15 protein-coding genes and 1 pseudogene are annotated in these 20,172 nt (G+C 33.9%); all 16 read right to left on the bottom strand.

Features of this window, described 5'->3' with window-relative positions; translation table 11 throughout:
• Window positions 1–436 precede the first annotated feature (436 nt).
• On the bottom strand, window positions 437–2,845 hold the full coding sequence (locus ACU1LP_RS05480) for a TonB-dependent receptor domain-containing protein (RefSeq protein ID WP_445733642.1): 2,409 nt from the start codon (window positions 2,843–2,845) through the stop codon (window positions 437–439).
• 259 nt (window positions 2,846–3,104) lie between these two features.
• Window positions 3,105–4,682, bottom strand: a complete 1,578-nt coding sequence (locus ACU1LP_RS05475) for a solute:sodium symporter family transporter (protein ID WP_445733641.1) — start codon at window positions 4,680–4,682, stop codon at window positions 3,105–3,107.
• 18 nt (window positions 4,683–4,700) lie between these two features.
• Window positions 4,701–5,711, bottom strand: a complete 1,011-nt coding sequence (gene iolG / locus ACU1LP_RS05470) for an inositol 2-dehydrogenase (RefSeq protein WP_445733640.1) — start codon at window positions 5,709–5,711, stop codon at window positions 4,701–4,703.
• A gap of 22 nt (window positions 5,712–5,733) precedes the next feature.
• Window positions 5,734–7,209, bottom strand: coding sequence for a CoA-acylating methylmalonate-semialdehyde dehydrogenase (locus tag ACU1LP_RS05465; protein WP_445735788.1), 1,476 nt, complete (start codon window positions 7,207–7,209; stop codon window positions 5,734–5,736).
• Between the two features lie 4 nt (window positions 7,210–7,213).
• Window positions 7,214–9,094, bottom strand: coding sequence for a 3D-(3,5/4)-trihydroxycyclohexane-1,2-dione acylhydrolase (decyclizing) (gene iolD, locus ACU1LP_RS05460; protein WP_445735787.1), 1,881 nt, complete (start codon window positions 9,092–9,094; stop codon window positions 7,214–7,216).
• Between the two features lie 11 nt (window positions 9,095–9,105).
• Complete coding sequence (iolC, locus tag ACU1LP_RS05455) at window positions 9,106–10,113, bottom strand: 5-dehydro-2-deoxygluconokinase (RefSeq protein WP_445735786.1); 1,008 nt, start codon at window positions 10,111–10,113, stop codon at window positions 9,106–9,108.
• A gap of 27 nt (window positions 10,114–10,140) precedes the next feature.
• Window positions 10,141–11,001, bottom strand: a complete 861-nt coding sequence (gene iolB, locus ACU1LP_RS05450) for a 5-deoxy-glucuronate isomerase (protein ID WP_445735785.1) — start codon at window positions 10,999–11,001, stop codon at window positions 10,141–10,143.
• 1 nt (window position 11,002) lies between these two features.
• The gene (locus tag ACU1LP_RS05445; protein WP_445735784.1) at window positions 11,003–12,043 is read right to left on the bottom strand and encodes a Gfo/Idh/MocA family oxidoreductase; all 1,041 of its coding nucleotides are present in this window, start codon (window positions 12,041–12,043) and stop codon (window positions 11,003–11,005) included.
• Window position 12,044: 1 nt separating this feature from the next.
• The gene (gene iolE, locus ACU1LP_RS05440; protein WP_445735783.1) at window positions 12,045–12,929 is read right to left on the bottom strand and encodes a myo-inosose-2 dehydratase; all 885 of its coding nucleotides are present in this window, start codon (window positions 12,927–12,929) and stop codon (window positions 12,045–12,047) included.
• Between the two features lie 14 nt (window positions 12,930–12,943).
• The gene (locus ACU1LP_RS05435) at window positions 12,944–13,882 is read right to left on the bottom strand and encodes a class II fructose-bisphosphate aldolase (protein ID WP_445735782.1); all 939 of its coding nucleotides are present in this window, start codon (window positions 13,880–13,882) and stop codon (window positions 12,944–12,946) included.
• Window positions 13,883–15,529, bottom strand: coding sequence for an alkaline phosphatase PafA (gene pafA / locus ACU1LP_RS05430; RefSeq protein WP_445735781.1), 1,647 nt, complete (start codon window positions 15,527–15,529; stop codon window positions 13,883–13,885).
• A gap of 38 nt (window positions 15,530–15,567) precedes the next feature.
• Window positions 15,568–16,506 (bottom strand): phytase, encoded by a 939-nt coding sequence (locus ACU1LP_RS05425; RefSeq protein WP_445735812.1) that lies wholly within the window; start codon window positions 16,504–16,506, stop codon window positions 15,568–15,570.
• An 87-nt stretch (window positions 16,507–16,593) separates the two neighbouring features.
• A pseudogene (locus ACU1LP_RS05420) lies at window positions 16,594–17,625 on the bottom strand (phytase); the annotation flags it as partial.
• A gap of 4 nt (window positions 17,626–17,629) precedes the next feature.
• Complete coding sequence (locus ACU1LP_RS05415) at window positions 17,630–17,989, bottom strand: PepSY-like domain-containing protein (protein ID WP_445735780.1); 360 nt, start codon at window positions 17,987–17,989, stop codon at window positions 17,630–17,632.
• A gap of 120 nt (window positions 17,990–18,109) precedes the next feature.
• Entirely contained in the window at window positions 18,110–19,354 is a 1,245-nt protein-coding gene (locus ACU1LP_RS05410; RefSeq protein WP_445734357.1) for a sensor histidine kinase, read from the bottom strand.
• Entirely contained in the window at window positions 19,351–20,028 is a 678-nt protein-coding gene (locus ACU1LP_RS05405) for a response regulator transcription factor (RefSeq protein ID WP_445735779.1), read from the bottom strand. Before ACU1LP_RS05405 ends, ACU1LP_RS05410 begins: the two co-directional genes overlap by 4 nt.
• Window positions 20,029–20,172: the final 144 nt, after the last annotated feature.

Here is a 20,172-nt window from a genome sequence, read left to right as displayed (position 1 = left end):
CGCATTGGACTTCGCCAAACTGTCTTATACTGATTTGCTAAATTCGTTAAACAATTTTTAGTTCGTCCCCAGAAGAATGTAAATCAATATATTAATCGCACTTAAAACAATTGCCATCCCTTTTGCATATTTGTCAGGCTTCTTCATTTGCTATCCCATCTATAAGTATGGGTAAACTGGTCTTTTTAATAAGCAGTCGAAAGCCCTCATTCTTTTTTTGTGCTTGTATCGGTAAGAAAAAGATAAAAACTAACAGCAATAATAAATACTTCTTCAAAGCTTAAATTTAAACACTCTAAAAAAGGCGTTTTGAAGTTTTTGGCTTATTTTTAATTTTCTGAAAGACTTAATACAATTAATTCGGCCGGCATAATTGCACCGCCTGTTATGACTTCAATATATTGTTTACCTTTTATTATTTTGTCCATTTTGATAGTTAAAATTTATAAATGTATCCAAGTCTAATCACTTGTGTTTCGTAATAATCGTAACTAGTATAGTAAAAGCCTTGACCGTTAATTTCATTTTTAATTACCATAGTATTTAACAAATCAGTTGCATTTATAAATAATTCTCCTTTTCCCTTTTGAATTGTCTTTTTTAACCCAAAATCTAATGAAAAACGAGATTTTGTTTTGCCTTGTGGTATAATATCTGGTGCTAAATAAATAGCGCTTAATTGTGCATCTATACTTTTAGAAAAATGAAAAGAGTTATTCAGTTTTACATTTCCAGATACTATTTTTTGTTTGTCAGCAGAGAAGGTATGTGAGATTGGATATTTATTTTCAATATTAAAAGCATCTATTTGATTTCTATATGCATTAAGGTTGATGCTGAACGAATATTTATCTGAAATTTCTTGGCTTAGAACCATCTCAAATCCTGTATTATAACTATTATTTACATTCTGAAAAGTGGCATAAATCAAATTACTTCCTTCAACTGTGCTAGAAATCCTTGTAATTGTTCCATTGGCAAATCGATGATAAATAGCGTTGTAAAAACTACCTTTTTTGAAATTAGTTTTAAAACCAATCTCTATTGAATTTGTAAATTGAGGACGTAAGGCAGGGTTTCCAACTTTTATAATTTCTGCATCGTCATACTTTGGAAAAATACGAATATCTACCTCGTTAGGTCGATCAACTCTTCGGTTAAAGAAAATAGAAAGTTTATTATCGTCATTAATTTTATAAGCTAGACGAAAATTAGGAAATGGCTGCGTATAATTGTAACCATCGCTTGCGTAAACACTATGATTTGGATTAACATCATATTGAATATTTACAAACTCAATCCTTAAACCTAATTCTGCTTCCCACTTTTGGTTTTCAAAAATATAATTTCCAAATATTGCAGGAATTAATTCTTTGTAAGTTGCCCAACCACCAGCATCGGTGTCTAACACAGAATTTTCTCCAGGAATAAACTCCATATTTGTTGGTATATTTCTATTTCTAAGCTTAATTCCAGTTTCAATTCGTCCATATTTCAAAGGTTTTATATAGTCTATATTAAAATCGTAAACTTGTTCATCCGATAATAGTTTAAATGCATCTGTACCTGTTGAAGTTGGCAAATAATTATCGTAAAAATATTTTTCATCCTCTCTGTGAAATGTATAATTAAAACCAATATTTAATAAATGCCCAGCTTCCTGAAATTTATGTTGATAATTGGCTGTAGCCATAAGGGTCGTTTTTAATTCGTCTTCCAAAAACTGCCAAAGTCTTTTACGTTCAGAAAGGTCTTCATTATAAAAAGGTTGGTCACCGCGGTCAATTATTTTTTCACCGCCATAAAGCCCTGAAATGGTTAATGAGTTTTGTTCATTTATTGCGTAGTCTATACCCGATTTTAAGGTTGTAAAATGGGTGTTTCTATTACGTTTTAATTGAGAATTTATAATATCACCATCGTCGTAAATTCTGGTAACAAATTCATTTTTGTTTAGCTTTTCAGTGTATAAATAATCACCTTGAAGAAAAATATTGACTTTGTTTTTTCTATAATTAAGTGATAGACTTGGATTTATTTTGGGTGTAAAAGAATATTGAGGTCTTATGTTTGGTAAGTTCTCTTTTCGCACCCATAATGAACCTGCACCTGTTGTAAGTCCTACTTTTCCATTAAAACCGTTTTTATTATTCTTTTTATAAATTATATTAATTATTCCTGCGTTGCCATTTGCATCATACTTCGCAGAAGGATTATTGATAATTTCAATTTTTTCAATAGCAGATGCAGGAATATTATCTAATCCAGTTTGGCTTCCAAATCCTGTTAATGCTGTTTGTTTTCCATCAATAAGTACAGTTACTTTATCGCTTCCCCTCAATTGTATTTTGCCGTCCTGTACAGTTACACTAGGTAGATTTTGCATGGCTTGTAAAACCGAACCGCCACTTTGGTTTATATTATCTTTTAAAGAAAATGTTTTTTTATCCATTTTCTCACTTATTTCGTTTGCCTTATTTGTTATAATTACTTCATTTAATGTTGTCTCAGCTTCTTCTATTTCTATGGTCTGCAGATCTAAATATTCGGAGAGGTTACCTACAAAAACAGCCTGTTTTTTTGTGGAATAGCCCATATACGAAACTTCCAAATAATAATTTCCCGAATTTATTCTTGTCAATGAAAAACGGCCGTCTTCATTAGTAACCGTTCCACTTACAAAAGTGCTGTCTTTCACTGTTTTTAAAATTACATTTACAAAGGGTAAATTTGAATTTGTGGTTTTATCCTTTATTATTCCTGAGATGGTTGTGCTTATTTGTGCATTTGAAATAGAAAAAAGTAATAGAGTTAAAATTAACGCCAATAATGTTTTTGTTTTCATTAGCAAATTGTCTATATATTATTGTTTATGGTTCTGTAAAAGCAACTATTTGGTTGATTGGTTATGTTATTTAAAAATTAAAAAAGCGTTGGCGATGATATTTTATCCGTGACAAAAATTAATACTATTCTTGAATTGAAATACTGACTCAGTTGACGGATATCCACACGAGCACAGTTAACCATTAAGCACCAAAATGTATAGTATGACGCTGATAATCCGTGACAAGAAAGGGATTACTCGCTTATCTCGGGATGATTTAATTTGCACCAAGTAATATATAAATAAGTATGGTAACGACACATAAAGCAATTGACATTCCTTTTGCATATTTCCAAGGTTTCATTTCAAGAATATGTAAATCTTGAATGCTAAACTCTTTATTTGCTGGATAGAAATGTGAAACAATAAGCATTACCGCAATATTCAGTAAAAATTCTATTCCCCAAATGTGTACGAAATGAATATCTACTTTAAATATAAATGTGCATAAAATATAAAATGTAAGCCCCACAAATAATGAAGCTTTAGCTCCTGTAGCGGATACCTTCTTCAAAAAGAATCCAGCTAACATAATGGATGCAATTGGAATAAAAAAGATACCATTCAATTGTTGTAATAGTTGATATAATCCATCTGGAGCATTGGCAACGAAAGGAGCAACCATGATAGCGAAAATAGCAAGAATAGTAGATGTGAGTTTACCAATTTTCACCAAGTTATTATCACTACTTTTTTTATTGATATGTCTTTTATATACATCTATACTAAAAATAGTAGCAGCACTATTTAAAACACTGTTAAAGGTACTCAAAACTGCACCCATGACGATGGCGGCAAAGATACCTACCATACCTACTGGCAATAATTTTTTAATCAACTCCGGATAAATCATATCTTGATTTTCAAATAAAGCGTCACCATAATAATAAAAACCAATCACTCCTGGCAGAATTATAATGATAGGAACCAATATTTTCAATACACCTGTAAATAATAGTCCTTTTTGAGCTTCTACTAAATTTTTGGCTCCAAGTGCACGCTGAATGATGGTTTGATTCATACTCCAAAAATACAATTGATTAATAATCAATCCAGTAAAAAGCACTTCAAAAGGTAGCACGGAATCCTTTGCACCTATGACATTGAATTTTTCAGGCGCATGCTCATAAACTTTAACCAAACCTGTTAATGGATTTCCGTCTCCTATACTTACCAATGCAATCATTGGAATGGCAAGACCTCCAATTAACAATCCAACCCCATTAATTGTATCTGATACCGCAACAGCTTTTAAACCGCCAAAAATAGCATATAGAGACCCCAATAAACCCACAGCCACAACTGTTATCCAAAGTCCTTTTTCTTGTGTGACACCTAAAACTTCCGAAATATTAAAAATACTCTCCAAATTAATTGCACCGGTGTACAATACAATTGGCAACAAGGTCACAACGAATGAAACCATTAAAAATAAGGCGACCAAGGTTCTGGTTGTCCCATCAAATCGTTCTTCAAGAAATTGCGGGATAGTCGTCAATCCCATTTTTAAATATCTTGGAACAAAATATATCGCTGCTGCAACCAAAGCCAATGCTGATGTCACTTCCCATGCAATGACGATAAAACCATTTTTATAAGAAGCTCCATTCATACCTATCAGATGCTCTGTTGAAATATTTGTAAGCAACATTGAACCAGCTATTACCACACCTGTTAAACTTCTTCCACCAAGAAAATAACCATCTTGTGAGCTTAAATCTTCTTTTCGAAGTTTGTACCAAGAATATATAGCCACAAAAGCCGTGAACGCTACAAAAGAAATAACAGTATACATAGTTAATAGTTTATGTGGTTATAATATTTCAGACAGTTTAACCACTCTGTTTTCTTGAAGTGATTTTTTTGCAGCTAATCCAATAGCCAAAGACATGATGCCATCATGCCCCGTCGTTGGAGGTGTTTTATCCACTTTAAGACATTCAATAAAGGCCTTCATTTCGTTAAAATAAGAGTCGGCATATCTATCCATAAAAAAATCTAATGGCAATGCACCATGAATGCCGTTCGCATCATAATAAAAATGATTATCGTGTAATTTATTCTCTGAACCACACATACCGCTTTCCCCTAAAACTTCAAGCCTTTGGTCATAGCCATAAGCGGCTTTTCTACAATTGTCTATAACTGCGATGGTTCCGTTTTTGAACGTAAGTGTTGTCACCGCAGTATCTATATCACCAGCCTTTCCAATTTCAGGATCGACAAAAACAGCTCCTGTTGCATACACCTCTTCCACTTCTTGATTTACCACAAACCTCGCCATATCAAAATCGTGAATTGCCATATCTAAAAACAGACCGCCTGAACTTTTTATATAGCTAATTGGTGGTGGCCCTGGGTCTCTACTTGTGATTTTAACAACTAGTGGTTTTCCTACTTTTCCTTGGGAAACCATTTGCTGTACTTTAGTGAAATTGGGGTCAAAACGTCTATTGAAAGCAATCATTAATTTTACGCCTGCTTCTTCAACAATGTCTAAAACTTCTTTTACAGTTTCTAAAGACAAATCCATTGGTTTTTCACAAAAGATTTGTTTTCCTGCTTTTGCTGCAAGTATTATATGATTCGCGTGAAAATCTGTTGGAGAACAAATTACCACAGCTTCAACCTCTTTGTCGTTTACCAAATCTTCAAACTGTATATACACTTTTGATACTCCAAATTGTTGAGCTAGAGCATTTGTATTTGGGTTTATGTCTGAAATAGCAACAACTTCTGCATCTTGAAACTTGGTAACCAAATTTTCTAAATGGATGCTTCCCATTCTGCCAACCCCAGCAATACCGAACTTAATTTTGTTCATCTTTTAGATATTTATTTTAAGATTAAAACTGACGGGACCAATTTTTTGGCCAACGTTCAATTACTACTTTTGTTTGTGTGAAGAATTCGATTGCATGACGTCCTTGACCGTGTAAATCTCCAAAAAAAGATTCCTTCCAACCAGAAAAAGGAAACATTGCTACAGGTGCAGCCACACCTATATTTATGCCTATATTGCCTGCCATTGTTTCGCTTCGGAACTTACGAGCTGATAATCCATCTTGAGTAAAAATACAAGCCATATTTCCATATCTTCCTTTATTAATAAAATCTATTGCCGTATCTAATTCATTAAAATCAACCAAACTCATAACGGGTCCAAAAATTTCAGTTCCAATAATTTTACCTTCTATGGGTACATCACTTAAAATAGTTGGTGCAATAAAATTTCCTTTTTCAAGTCCATCAATTTTATGATTTCTTCCATCTAACAATAATTTTGCGCCTTCATCTACACCCTTTCCTATTAACTGTTCTATTCTTGTTTTACTCTCGGGTGTAATTACAGGACCCATTTTAATTGATTCGTCCATTCCATAACCCACAGTATGAACTTTGGCTGCTTCTACCAACGATTCTTTAAATCGTCCCTGATCACCAATAGGAATAATTACCGAAGCTGCCAAACAACGTTGTCCTGCGCAACCATATACTGAATCGATAATGATTTTGGTGGTCATTTCTATATCCGCATCTGGCATAATGACCACAGGGTTTTTTGCGCCTCCTTGTGCTTGTACTCTTTTCCCGTATTTTGTACCTTCTGAATAGATATACCTTGCAACATTTGTAGAACCTACAAAGCTGATTGTTTTTACTTTTGGGTGTTGCAACATCGCATCTACAGCATCTTTTCCTCCATGAACTAAACTTAATAGCCCTTTTGGTAAATCCATTTCTTTATCAATCAAATCAAATACATATTGCATTGTCAATGGCACCTTTTCAGATGGCTTAATTACAAATGCATTTCCTGTAGCTATAGCATATGGTAGAAACCAAAACGGTATCATACCTGGAAAATTAAAAGGTGTGATACACCCTGAAACTCCTAAAGGTTGGCGTATCATAAATTCATCAATACCACTGGCGATATTCTCTGAAAATTCTGACTGCATCATGACATGTGTTCCACAGGCTACTTCTACATTTTCTATAGCGCGTTGTAATTCTCCTAAAGATTCTCCGTATGTTTTACCGCATTCTTCAGTAATTAATTTTGCGATTTCTTCTTTATGATTTTCTAATAGTGTTTTAAGCTTAAATAAAGGCTGTATACGTTGCATGGTAGGCACCTCTTTCCACTCTAAATAAGCTTGATGAGCTAATTCAATAGCGTTATTCATATCTTGTGCTGTTGCTTCACCAAAAGGCACTTTACTAATTACTTCTTGATTGGCAGGGTTGTGTACATCTACTGCTTCTGTAGATTTGCTAGATGTCCATTCACCATTTACATAATTTTTTAATACATCCATCTTTTTAATATTTATTAGGTTTAATATATTGTTTTTGACGTTTTTTGTCTTCTACGTACTGTTGTCTTACTTTTTGAATATCCTCAGATATCGAGACTTCAGGAATAGGAACTTCCCACCATGAGTACGCGTAACCAGCTAATTTTCTATCGCGAATAGTCTCCACGTAAATGACCGTAGTTCTGTCATTGGTTTTTGCTTTCGCTAAAGCTTCTTTGTATTCTTCAATTCCTTTTGGTTTATATACAATAGCTCCAAGACTTTCGGCATTTTTGGCTAAATCAACTGGTAAGAAATCACCATCCAACTGTCCTGTTTCTTTATTTCTGTATTTAAAATGGGTTCCGAATCCTTCACCTCCAACATGATTTGAAAGACCACCAATACTGGCATAACCGTCATTATTGATTAGAATCATGGTGATTTTATAACCTTCTTGTATTGTCGTCACCAAATCTGATGGCAACATTAAATACGTAGCATCACCACACATGACATAAACTTCTCTATCAGGATCGGCCATTTTTACACCTAATCCTCCAGGAATTTCGTATCCCATACAAGAATTCCCATATTCTAAATGAAAGCCTTTTGGATTCTTCGTTCGCCATAACTTATGCAGATCGCCTGGCAAACTGCCTGCAGCACATAAGACGACATCTTTGTCATCAACAAAATTGTTTAACGCCCCTATATATTCTGATTGTACAGGATGATTTTCATCTACAGGTTCGTAGGCTGCTGTTACAATTTTATCCCATTCCTCATTATACGTTTTCACGCGTTCTGTATATGAAGCGTCCGTTTTATAATTTCTCAAAGCTTCTTGTAGAATTTCTAAAGTTGCTTTGGCATCACCTTGTAATGGAATGGCACTATGTTTAAAGGCGTCCATTTCGGCAATATTTATATTGATGAAAGTAACATCTGGGTTTTGCCATGCGGATTTTGATGCAGACATAAAATCCCCATAACGTGTTCCAACGCCAATAACAACATCCGCTTCGGCTGCTATCTCATTGGCGCCTTTTGTGCCTGTGCCTCCTACAGCCCCTAAATTTAATGGGTGCTGATAGTGCAATGTTCCTTTGCCCGCATAGGTTTCTGCCACAGGTATGCCTGTGCTTTCAGCAAATTCTTTTAAGATGTTTTCGGCTTCAGAATATAAGACGCCGCCACCCGCAATAAGCATGGGTTTTTTTGCATTCTGTATAACCTCAACGGCTTTACTTATTAAATATTTATCTGGAGTTGGGCGTGGAATATACCATACTCTCTTTTCGAATAATTCTGAAGGAAAATCATAAGCCTCCGTTTGAACATCATGTGGTAATGCCAATGTTACAGCACCTGTTTCAGCAGGTGAAGTCAGCACTCGCATGGCTTCCAATAACGCAGATGCTAATTGTTCCGGTCTGTTAATGCGATCCCAATATTTTGAAATGGGCTTAAAACAATCGTTCGCAGAAATATCTTGAGAAAAACTACTTTCAAGTTGTTGCAGTAAAGGCGATGCTGTACGCTTCGAGAAAAAATCTCCTGGCAATAATAACACTGGCAATCTGTTGATGGTGGCTCCAGCAGCAGCAGTTATCATATTTGTTGCTCCTGGACCAATAGAAGTTGTGCACACAAAGGTTTGCATGCGATTTTTCATTTTGGCATATGCAGCAGCTGTATGCACCATGGCTTGTTCATTTCTGCATTGATAATATTTGAAGTCTGGATTATGTTTTAAAGCTTCTCCTAATCCTGCCACGTTGCCATGTCCAAAAATTCCGAAACAACCTGCAAAAAATGACATTTCAACACCATCCCTTTTTACATGCTGATTTTTTAGGAATTCGATGGTAGCCTGTGCTACGGTTAGTTTTTTTGTTTTCATTTTGATTTAATTTAAAAACCTCCTCTATCTTCAATAAACTTTAAAGATTCATTTAACGTAGGCATAAAATTTGCGCAGCCTTTTTTGGTCACCACTTGAGCGCCACTAGCATTTCCCATTCGACAAGATTTATATAAACTCCATCCTTGTAAAAACCCGTATAAAAAACCTCCAGCAAAAGCATCTCCAGCGCCTAAAACATTTAATACATCAACAATGAAACCCGGGACATCCTCTCTCGAACCATCATCTTTATAAATACTAACACCATCTGGCCCTCTTTTTACCAACAATATTTCTATTCCGGATGATAATAATTGTTTGATAGACCCTTCTATATCGCCTGTGATTTCTGGAGCGGAAATCTGTTGGTCTTTTATTGAGACTTGAGACGCATCACTTAAAGTAGCTGCCAAGATTTCTTCTTCAGTACCAATGGCTATTTTTACTTTGGGAAGAATGGCTCTTACCGTTAAACCAAATGCTCTGTAATCATGCCATTGATCGGCTCTAAAATCTAAGTCCAATACAACATCAACATTCTTTTTTTTGGCTATTTCAGTAGCATAAAATGTAGCACTTCTAGAGGGTTCAATATTTAAAGCGGTGCCGTTAATCAACAAAACTTTATAATCTTGAATATTGGCATTCTGGACATCGTCAATATTTACTTGACTGTCTGCTGCATTATCTCGGTAATAGACCAATGGAAATTTATCAGGAGGTTCAATTCCTAGAACCACCGCACTACTTCTTGAATTATTTTTTATTGGAATGCAATGTGTACCGACTTTTTCTCTATTTAAAAAATCAACAATAAACTCTCCTACTTTATCATTACCAACAGCTGTCAGCAAACTCGTTTTAACTCCTAATCTAGCACAAGCAACTGCAATGTTCAATGGCGAGCCACCTACAAAGGCATCAAATCCTTTTATTTCATTAAAAGGAGCTCCAATATTTTGTGAATATAAATCGATTGAAGACCTTCCGAAAGTTATGACGTCATACTTTTTCATATCTTATTTATAGTTTTTTTATAAATTTTATTTGTTCATGTCTGCCGTTACTAACGGTAGCCTTGGGTCTTGAGATGTCCAAGAATCATAAATCCATTCGTGATCAGGATCGGTAGTATTTGCTAAACACTGATCTGTTCCTGCTAAAAAATTAAGGTAATAACAATTAAATCCGTGGGCAGCAACAACAGGGTGAAATCCCTTTGGAATCATTACAACATTGTTGTGTTTGGCTTTTACTATTTCATCTAAAGCTCTATCTTCTGTATAAACTTGCTGTATGGCATATGCTCCGACTTTTTCAAACTTATAGAAATAGGTTTCTTCTTGAATAGGCTCCAGTACATTTCCTAAATCATCAAGTTTTCTTTCATCATGTTTATGTGCAGGAAAAGAACTCCAATTCCCAGATGGCGTATAAACTTCCCTAACAACTATACGACTGCATCCAAAACCTGGTGGCACTAAATCATTAAATTGACGCGTCGCATTATCACCACCAAAAATCACAACTGGTGTTTCTTCTGGGGTTACAAATTTTGGTTCAAAATCCTTATCTGCGAGACACCAACCGTATCCTATGTCTAAAATATCACTTTGGGCTGTTAATGTGAATTTTGTGTTTCTAGATAAATAGAGCGTATGGGCTACGCCGCTAAAAACATCCTTTCTTCCATTTATAGTTTTCCAAGTTCCTTTATTACTTTCAACCTTAAAATTACCACTTAAGAGTACAATCACTAATTCATTAACCCCGGTATTAAACGACCATTGTTCGTCTTTTCTCATAAGACGTGCCTCAAAATTTAACCATGTCCAATTTGCATTTTCGGGGGTTATACTTTGATATATACCGAACTCTTTTTGAGGTTTTATTAATAGTTTCATTTTAAATCTGTTTTTTAGATACTAAATCTTGTATCCGAATTAGTTTATTTTCTTTAAAGGATTTTGTTAATGCGGTCGCGACTAAAGTTGCTTTTGTTGCATTTTGCATAGTTAATTCTGGTTGTCTATTTTCTAAAACACAATCAACAAAATCTTGAATTTGTAATAAGAATGCATTTTTAAAACGTTCAAAAAAGGTTTCAACACACTCCTGTCTTACACCATATTTATCTGATATCTGCACTCTGTTTTTTAATGGTGGATCTCCAATTTTCAAATTCCCCTCTGTAGCTAAAATCTCTGTTAAGGTATTATGCCCAAAAGATGATACTCGAGACGCTCCTAGAATTGCCGTGGTACCATTGTCCAATTCGCACATTGCAAATGTATTATCAGCGTCACCAGCTTCTTCAAATTCTTTAAATCTATAGGCTCCGCCAAGCGACCATACTTTTGTAATATTTGCTTCTAAATACCAATGAACCAAATCAATATCATGTACATTAAAATCATGGAAAATACCGCCGCCTGTGGTGCAAAATTCAATTTGAAATGGCGCAAATACGTCTTTATCTACAGTTTGTGAACGCACAAAGAATGGTTTTCCAACCAAACCTTCGTTCAACTTTTTTTTGGCATCTGCATAACTTGTGTCGTACCGTCTTACAAAACCAAGCATTGTAATCAATTTTGGATACGCTTCAACAACCTGTTCAACCCTATAGCAATCCTCTAAATTGATTGCCAAAGGCTTTTCACAAAACACATGATACCCAGCCTCTACAGCTTTAATTATCTGATCTGCATGGTGGTTTGTGGGCGTTACGATTACAACCGCATCCATTTGAGAATTGGTAAGCATTTCTTCATAGGATCGATATAGATTTTGTACCCCTAAAACATTTTTAGCATACTCCAATTCTTCATCCAATAAGCTACAGGCTGCGATAAGGTTGGCATTCAATACAGAAAATGCTATGTTTTTAGCATAATCCTTACCTAACCTTCCTAACCCTACGATACCTATGTTTAATTTTTTCATTTTAGAATTTCAACTCTTTTGTTAAATACTCATATCCTTTTTTCGCATATTCAAAAGGGTTTGCAATAGAAGGATCTTGTTCTGCTTCAACAACAACCCATCCTTTATAATTACTTTTATGGATTGTATCTGCTATAGGTTTTAAATCTAAATCGCCATCACCTGGCACAGTATAAACGCCAAGTTTAACTGCTTTTAGAAAACTTAACTGGTCTTTATACGCACGTTCTTTCACGCTATTTCTTACATCTTTTAAATGAATATGTGATGTTCTTGACATGAATTTTTTTAAAGCAGCATGAGGATCTTCATTGGCAAAATAGAAATGTCCGCAATCATAATTTAGTGATACATAACGTTCGTCAGTCTCATTTAATAAGCGATCTACCTCATCCATACTTTCTACCATGGTTCCCATGTGATGATGATAAGAAAGTTTCATTCCAAAGTTATCATGGGCTACTTTCCCTAATTCATTCAGTCCTTTTGTTAAGGCAGACCAATCTTTGTTTGTTGCAGTTTTTCGATTCGTTAATGGCATGTAATAATTACCATGAATGGTATTCCCGCATTCGGCGCCCCCAATGACTTTAGCACCCATATAACTCAAAAAATCTGCTTGTTTTATAAAAGCATCCTTCACGTCTTCAAAGGGTTTTGTACTAAACTCGTAACTAAACCATTGGTTGCAAATTGTAAGTCCTCTGATATCTAAATAGTCCTTTAATAATACCCGATCGTGGGTTGGGTATTTATTGCCAACTTCACAACCTGCATAACCAGCTAGAGCCATTTCGCTAATGCATTGCTCAAAGGTGATATCACCTCCTAATTCAGGCATATCGTCGTTTGTCCAGCCTATCGGTGCTATTCCAAGTTTTATCATTTTTTTATTCTTAATTATTTGTATAAATGAGCTTTTCCTTTATTTCCCAGCATTTTAAATTTTTGTTCTAAAAGATGCTCTATTTCCTGCATGTATTGTTTTCCTGGTTTCAAATGATCCCATTCCCCATTATGATCTCTAAAAAATTCTCTAAAAATACGTAGCCATAACAATCTTAAATCTGTAGCAATATTTAATTTACAGACACCATAAGAAATGGCTCTTTTCACTTCGTCTTCACTTACACCTTTAGCATTATTTTGCAAACCTCCACCAGCATTATTTATCCTTTTCACCTCTTCTAAATCTACCGTTGAAGCACCATGTAATACTATTGGGAATTTTGGTAGTTTGATTTGTATTTCTTCTAACAAATCAAACCTCAACCCTTTGCCTCCAGAAAACTTATAAGCTCCGTGACTTGTACCTACAGCAACTGCTAGACTATCGCAATTTGTTTTTTTTACAAAATATTCAACATCAGAAGGGTCTGTATATAGCGCGTTTTCCTCGTCAATATCCAGATCATCCTCAACACCGCTTAATACCCCTAATTCTGCTTCTACAGATATATTTTTTGGATGTGCTAATGCAATAATTGCTTTTGTACGCTCGATATTTTTTTCTATTGTGTCATGTGATGCATCGATCATTACAGATGTGTATTCCCCCGAATTAATTGCATCATATATATGAGACTCAAATCCATGATCTATATGGACTGCATATACCACATCTGGATATATTTTCGCAGCGGCTTTTATATAATTTAACAGCATTGTTGGATGTGCATATTCTCTAGCTGCCGGTGTTGTTTGCACAATAAAAGGTGCCTGAAACTTTTGAGCTGCAGAAAACAATCCATGTACTTGTTCTGGGTTTGAAATATTTATTGCTGGAATACAGAATTTACCGTATGCCTTTTCAAATAAATACTTTGCTGATACTCTCATTTAATTTTCAAATAATTCGGTAATAGGTTCACCTGTACAAGCATTAGGGAATTTAATGTTTAATAACATAGATAATGTAGGCGCTATATCAGTTATACTATATTTTTTTACAGAAAACCCTTTTCGAATTCCATGCCCATACCATAATAATGGTACGTGAGTATCATAGCTATAACCCGTACTATGTTCTGTACCATATTCCCTTTTTTCAGTCCAAGAAGGGTCAAATAAAACCACAATGTCTCCTGATCGTTTTAAATGAAAACCACGCTGTACCATCCCCTTATGTTCATTTGAAAACTCCATTTTTTCAAGATCGGGTCGCAATAATACTTGAAACACACCTTCCATGGTTAATAGTTCTTTTTTGCTTTCTTCTAAAACTTTATTAAAATCAAGTCCATTTGTTTTTATAGCTTCTAAATCGAAATACAACTGCCCGTTGGACATGATTTCTATCAAATTATTCACTTTAAAAACTTCCGCTAAACGTGTATTAACTTTGTTCAACATAATATCTGTATCAATATAACCTGCAGGTATTTTATTATTAATTAAATATTGGGGTACATCTGTTGCGGCATGATCTGCTGTTAAAAACACAGTGTAATTTCCTTTACCTACCTGTTTATCCAAGTCATCTAATAATGAAGCGATATCTTGATCTAATCTTAAATAAGTATCTTCTACTTCAATGGAATATGGTCCAAATGCATGCCCTACTTTATCTGTACTTGAAAAGCTAATGGCTAAAAAATCTGTTTCTGTGCTTTGTCCTAATTTCTCGTTTTCAAGTGCTTCATAAGCCATCATTGCCACTATTGTATTTCCAAAAGGTGTTTCCTGAAATATTTCATATTGATCTTTATTCGATAGTCCTTTAAATTCATAGGGGAAAGAGGCGTTAGTCTTATGATCAAAGACTTTCTCATAAGCTTGTTCATCTGTAGTACTTTCTTTATAGGTCTCAATTGGTACTAACGTATGCCAACCATTTTTTAATAATGATTTTACATGCCCCTGTTTATTGAATTTTTCAACCCATATAGGAAGTTCTTTTTTAAAATAGCTACTCGTAATAAAATTTCCCGTAGAAGTATCATACCAGTAGGAACCATCTGACATATGGCCTCCTGGTAAAATAGCACCTCTGTCTTTTAAAGAAATACTGATAACTTTAGATCTACCTATGTTTGATAATTGCAATTCATCAGTAATTGTTGTTGCTAACATTTTATGAGGTGAACGTTGTCCGCTAGACTCGGTACCACCAATTGCATGCGTACTATAGTCATCAACATTATTAACTTCCTTTTTTAATACTCTATCATACCATGAATTAGCTATAATACCATGGTATTTAGGGGTTGTTCCTGTATATACAGATGCATGCCCTGGAGCTGTTTTGGTTGGAATGTAATTGTAATGTGTATTTTTAAAATTAAACCCTTCATTCATCAATCGTTTAAATCCATCATTAGAAAATTTATCTTGAAATCTATATAAATATTCCGCTCTCATTTGATCGACAATAATACCTACAACTAACTTTGTTTTCTCCTCAGATGATTGACTTTGCGCAAAACCGTTAGGGTTAAAGCAAAAAAGTATTAATACTATAACTGTGTATCTATAAATAATACGCATAATTTAAATTGTTTTTAATGGGGGAACCCCCCAACTGATTATCTTGATTTTAAATCGTTTCCTGCAATATCTCTCCAATCATAAATATGATATGTTTTATCTGTAGACATTCCTACAAACATACCACTTGGATATTCTGGACCTAGGTTAACCGAAGTCACCTCAGAACCATCACTTTCCAGAGTCATTAATTCAATAGATTTTATTAATTTATGATTATGTGGATCATCTTGGGAACCTTCACGAGGAAACACATTAAATGTATTTTGTTGTTGATCTGATATTAAAATATAACCGGTACCATCATCCATTTTGTAGATACTAATCCCTTCAATATCTCTACCAAAATCTTTAGTACCAAATAAAGCCAGTTCCTCATCACCTTTAGCAGGGTCTGCATAATATTTTCGAACTCCAAATGCTTCATCAGAATAATACACATAACCTAATTCATTATCTACAGCTATAGCTTCAATTTCCTTAACACCACTATAGTTTCCAAAATCTCGTATTTTAGTTAACTTAACGTTCCCTCTGCCTGCATTATCTATTCTATATTGTGTTAAATATCCTGTAGATGGACCATCTTTTGGACCGACAATGGCATAAATAGCGCCGTCTTTTGGATTGGTATATAGTGCAATTCCCATCGGGTCCTTTATATCTCTATCAACAAACACTGGTAGCCCGCCGCCATCTATCGGTTTCATATCTGGTAAACTAAATACACGTAGTTGGTTTTTACTTCTTTCAGTGGTTACGGCTATATCAACCTTTTTTCCTCCTAAATTAAAATCATAAGCAATATCAACATTGTTTGGTCTATCAAGGTTAAGCACACATTTATCTTTAATAATTTTTCCTTGTAAATCGAAAGCGTATAAGCCACCACCATCTTCTTTATCTGTACCTAAAATGATACTTTTTGAGGGATCATTTTTATTAATCCAAATTGCCGGATCATCAGAATCGAACACCACTTTATCTGTAATATATTTTGGTTGGATGGCATTTTTAGTATGCTCTGGTAAACCATCGGGAGCAATAATTAAATCGTCTCCAGCAATATCTTCCCAAGCATATAACTGAAAGGTTTTATCGTCAGACATTGCGACGAACATTCCTTTAGGAAATAAATCTCCCAATGAAGCATTTGTTACTTCAGACCCATCACTATTATTCGTTGAAACATCAATAGATTTTATTAATTTATGACTATGAGGATTTTCTTTGGTTCCTTCTCTTGAAAATAATTGAAATTTATTGGCACTTTGATCTGAAACTATAATATAACCCGTACCAACGTCTGTTGGGTATATACTTAAACCTTCATGATCTTTAGTAAAGCCTTCCGTTGCAAAAAGAGCGAGTTCTTCATCACCTTTATCTATATCAGCATAATATTTTCGTACACCTACACCTTCATCAGAATAATACACATAACCTAAATCATCATCTACAACTATTGCTTCAACTTCCTTAATTCCACTATATTTACCAAAGGCTCTTACTTTTTCCGCAACAATGTTTCCTTTATCATCTCCTTTTAGTAGATATTGCCAAATATAACCATCCTTAGGTCCAGATTTTCTCCCAACAAATGCATATACATTGTCGTCGGCATTTTTATACAATGAGATTCCCATTGGGTCTCGTTGTTCTTCTCCTACGAAAACTTCGATACCACCGTTATCAATCGGCGTCATTTCCGGTAGCCTGAAAATCCTAAGTTTATTCGTTAACCTTTCTGTAACCACAGCAATGGAGAATTCTTCATCGCCCATTTCAAACTCCTCAATGTCAACATTGTTTGGTCGTTTTAAACCTCTAACCGTCTTATCTTCAATGATGTTCCCTTTTAAATCGAAAACATATAAGGCACCGTCCTCATTTTTATCGGTCCCAAGTATTAAACTTTTGGAAGGGTCTTTTTCATTTACCCAAATGGCTGGATCATCAGTATCATGTTTTACAGCCTGTGTAATGATTTTAGGTTTTATAGCATTCTCTGAAATTGTTGGTTTTGATCCACAAGCGCTTATTAACAATACGCTTATTAAACTTAAAAAACTGTTTGTTGGATGTGTTCTTCTCATAATGTTAAATCTTCTTTCTTAAAATTTTTCCTGCTTCGTTAAAAAGTATATCGTAAATTTTATCACCTTTCTGAAGGTCTATTTCGTACAATATTTTATTATCCGCTGTTTTTACTAGCTCAATATCGATAATTGTATAATCGTTTAATTTTTCAGTTACTGTGTTTAAAATCTCTACTGGAAGTTCACTTCTATCAATTTCAGATTCAGTTTCTAGCCAGTTTCCGTCTTTATCAAAATAAGACGTGTATTTGTGTTCATCTAGCGTGTAATACGCTCTATATAAATGTTTATTTAAACTCCAATCTATATTGTGGGCTGATGGCTCTAATTCTAAGAATTGAATTTGAACCGCTCTTGGCAATGTTTGTTCATTACATGAACAAAACATGAACCCTATTACTATTATTGAAATTAACTGCTTCATTTATTTTGTGATTATGTAAAACTATAGGTTAAATCTGTAGATAATCTGTCTTGAAAATTAAAAATTCAAGTCAAAATTATGTAAGCCGTTCTCATAGGTATATTTAAGCTGAATATTATTTAATAAACAAATTTTGCTGATGATAGAGAGACCTAAACCTAAAGAATTCTTATTTGATTTATTAAACCTTTTAAATTGATTAGTATCAATCTGAGATTTATTACCGCTATTTGAAAATCTGATACTATTTTTTGAGGTTATAATCTGTATTGAGCCATTTGAAATATTATGTTTAATGGCGTTTCTTATCAAATTTGATATTAAAATCTCTATGAGATCTGGGTTAATATTAAAATGTATTTGTTGTTTTAATTCTGTTTTAATAGATAGCTGGTTGAGTTCAACAGCTTCTATATAATGTTCAACTTGATTCTTTAATACATTTGTAATATTTATTTTATTTGAATTATCATAAGCACCAGATTCAATCTTGGCAAGCAATGTAAGGCCATGGTTTATTTTTGACAATCTTAAGCAACTATTGTATATGGATTTAGTGTGCTTCAATTCATTGTCGCTAAGTTTTTCCGACTGTAATAATATTTCACATTTATTGCGAATAATGGCTAAAGGTGTTTGGATTTCGTGTGCGGCATTCTCGGTAAATTCTTTAAGGTTCAAATAATCATAGTGAATTTTCTTTATCATACTATTTAACATAGTATTTAGCTGATTAAATTCTTGCGTTTTTGTCTCACTGAATTCTATAGATTTTGTGCTTCCTAATTCATAATTTTCTAAAGTGATAAGTGTCTTTTTAAATGGTTTCCATAAACCTCTTGAAATAATCAAGTTACCAAGAATAAGAAATATAAGAAGCCCTAAAAAAACGAATAACATCGGTTTTAGTATCTCAGTTATCAACAGGTTTGATTCTATTAATGACTTGAATATGGTAATGTCGTAAAAGGTGGGTCCTATTTTTCGAATGACATTCAATTTTCTGTACGAATGGAATGCATCATCTATAATATCATATACTATAGTGTCTTTGAATATTAAATTGTCAATTTCTTTTTTGTTCTTTACAATCTTGATTATTTGCTCATAGTTGTTCAATGCTGCAACAGGAATATCATTGACAATTTGTGTGGTAGCAATTTCTTCTCTATTGATAAGAAAGTCATTTATATCATTATCAATAACATCATTAAAGTTAAAGAGAATAATAAAACCGGCTACGGTAAAGAATAGTAACGAAGCGATGGCATAATACAATGATGTTTTAACTAATAATTTCAAGTTCTTTGGAATTTATACCCCACGCCATAAATTGTGGAGAGGTAATCGTTACCGCCAGCATTGACAATTTTCTTTCTCAAGTTTTTTATGTGGCTATAAATGAAATCGAAAGAATCGAACATGTCTGTATCATCTCCCCATAAATGTTCAACAATTGACTCTTTTGTTATGACCCGGTTTTCATTACTGATTAAAAAAAGTAACAATTGATATTCTTTTTGGGTTAGGATAATTAATTGATTGTTTACGTTAACTTCATGCGAGTCTGTATTTATTACAATATCTCCAAAATCTATATTATTACTTCCATGAAAGTGTTTCCTTCTAATTATTGATTTTATTCTTGCATTCAATTCGTTAAAATCGAAAGGTTTTGTAAGATAGTCATCAGCTCCAAGATTTAAACCCGAAATTTTATCATCTATTGAACCACGAGCGCTTAAAATAATGACCCCGGTGTCTTTATTTATTTTTTTTAGATATTCTAAAACCTCAAGTCCGCTGCCATCTGGAAGACCTATATCTAAAATGATGGCATCATAATCATGCATATATACTTTTTCTTTGGCAATAGATGCAGTGGATACAGCCTCACATAAAAATTTTTCCCCTTTAAGAAATTCAATTAAATCATCTTGAACTTCCTGCTCATCTTCTATAATTAATAGTTTCATTGTAGTCTGTATTAACTCCTGTTTTTTAATGATATGTTTATCAGAAAGATATTAAAATATTTCGACCTTTATAAGCAATAAGAAAAGAAAAAAAAGGTTAGACACACATCTAACCTCTTAATTGCAAACTCAAATAATCAATCT

Source organism: Mariniflexile sp., assembly GCF_052728615.1.
Note: the sequence above shows the minus strand (reverse complement) of the source record. Positions and strands in the feature narration are given on the sequence as shown.

Coding starts and splice junctions, on each gene's coding strand:
- ACU1LP_RS05435 (WP_445735782.1), bottom strand. CDS start 13,882: ATGAGAGTATCAGCAAAGTATTTATTTGAAAAGGCATACGGTAAATTC.
- ACU1LP_RS05475 (WP_445733641.1), bottom strand. CDS start 4,682: ATGTATACTGTTATTTCTTTTGTAGCGTTCACGGCTTTTGTGGCTATA.
- iolC (WP_445735786.1), bottom strand. CDS start 10,113: ATGAAAAAGTATGACGTCATAACTTTCGGAAGGTCTTCAATCGATTTA.
- ACU1LP_RS05465 (WP_445735788.1), bottom strand. CDS start 7,209: ATGGATGTATTAAAAAATTATGTAAATGGTGAATGGACATCTAGCAAA.
- iolD (WP_445735787.1), bottom strand. CDS start 9,094: ATGAAAACAAAAAAACTAACCGTAGCACAGGCTACCATCGAATTCCTA.
- iolG (WP_445733640.1), bottom strand. CDS start 5,711: ATGAACAAAATTAAGTTCGGTATTGCTGGGGTTGGCAGAATGGGAAGC.
- iolB (WP_445735785.1), bottom strand. CDS start 11,001: ATGAAACTATTAATAAAACCTCAAAAAGAGTTCGGTATATATCAAAGT.
- ACU1LP_RS05480 (WP_445733642.1), bottom strand. CDS start 2,845: ATGAAAACAAAAACATTATTGGCGTTAATTTTAACTCTATTACTTTTT.
- ACU1LP_RS05405 (WP_445735779.1), bottom strand. CDS start 20,028: ATGAAACTATTAATTATAGAAGATGAGCAGGAAGTTCAAGATGATTTA.
- pafA (WP_445735781.1), bottom strand. CDS start 15,529: ATGCGTATTATTTATAGATACACAGTTATAGTATTAATACTTTTTTGC.
- iolE (WP_445735783.1), bottom strand. CDS start 12,929: ATGATAAAACTTGGAATAGCACCGATAGGCTGGACAAACGACGATATG.
- ACU1LP_RS05445 (WP_445735784.1), bottom strand. CDS start 12,043: ATGAAAAAATTAAACATAGGTATCGTAGGGTTAGGAAGGTTAGGTAAG.